The organism is Psychrobacter sp. FME13 (genome assembly GCF_014861395.1).
GTDB lineage: Bacteria > Pseudomonadota > Gammaproteobacteria > Pseudomonadales > Moraxellaceae > Psychrobacter.
This window is the reverse complement of record NZ_RRYV01000313.1, coordinates 1-1093: the sequence shown is the minus strand read 5'-3', so window position 1 is coordinate 1093 and position 1093 is coordinate 1. Positions and strand designations below refer to the sequence as shown.

Genomic DNA, 1093 nt, shown 5'->3' with positions numbered 1-1093 from the left:
ATACTTTAAATTTAAAGCCTGCTATAGCCACGCCCTTTTTAACCTGTTCATAGCTCACTTTTAGGTCTGATTTTTCATTAATTTCATTCACAGCAAGATCTAGGACGCGCTTTTTAAAGTCGCTCATTGCCTTGTACTCAGTATCCTCAACACCTAACTGTCCCCTGAAAGTATTTAGGTCAAAGCTTACCTTTTTCGCTTGCTTCCATTGGTTGAGTAGTTCGTATAATCTCACAGAGTAGACGCTTTTCATTGGTGCTACCTGCTCAAGCGCAAATCTTGTGAATAGAGTTTTAGCTTCTATAGCATCAATACGTGTAATCTCTTTGACTACAGCAGGTGTAAGCATTATTTCAATGATCGCTTCATCATCTAAATACTTTGCCTGACTTACCCAATGAGACTTAACTGGCTTACCATCTCGCTCATCAAGAAATGTAAAATAACGCTTAAATAAAGAGGTTTCAGCCTCAATAAGAACTTCATACGCCGTTTGTCTTGTAACACCAAACGCCTCGGCATAACGGCTTGCATGGATAGGTAAGGGGGTTAAAGTATCTATGCCTGCACCTGTTTCTCTTGCATCTATAATCGCTAACTGCATAAGTCGAATTTCAGCAAGTGATAATTTTTGTAGAGCTGTATTTAACCTGTGAGTTTTAACAACCTCATTTTTTAACTTTTTGTCGCTCATATTTGTGAACTCTTTTAAATAAAAGACTTTACTTTATCATGTCTTTAAAGGGACTTAAACAAAATAAGTCGTTAATTGACAGGTAAACGTCCGTTAATTGACAGGTAAACGTCCGTTAATTGACAGGTAAACGTCCGTTAATTGACAGGTAAACGTCCGTTAAGCTCCTACACAGACCAGTAGTAGCAAGGCTTTGAGACAACTTAAAAGCTCTTAAAAGCATTAAAAACATTAAAAACCTTTTTGGTTGTTGATAACTAAGAAAGACAAAAGATAAAAAATGCCTAAAAAATAATTCATTTTTACGGTAAAAATCATCTCATTTGCTAACCGATCGCATAACGCACTGGAAACAAGAAAAAGATGATTAGCTACGGTCTACGTCTTCTAGATGCTATA

1 protein-coding gene is annotated in these 1093 nt (G+C 36.6%); it reads right to left on the bottom strand.

All coding sequences use genetic code 11. From position 1 onward, the window contains the following. Positions 1-694, bottom strand: a 694-nt coding sequence (repM, locus tag EI164_RS16260; RefSeq protein ID WP_192521010.1) for a replication initiation protein RepM, incomplete at its 3' end; no start/stop codon positions are given. Positions 695-1093: the final 399 nt, after the last annotated feature.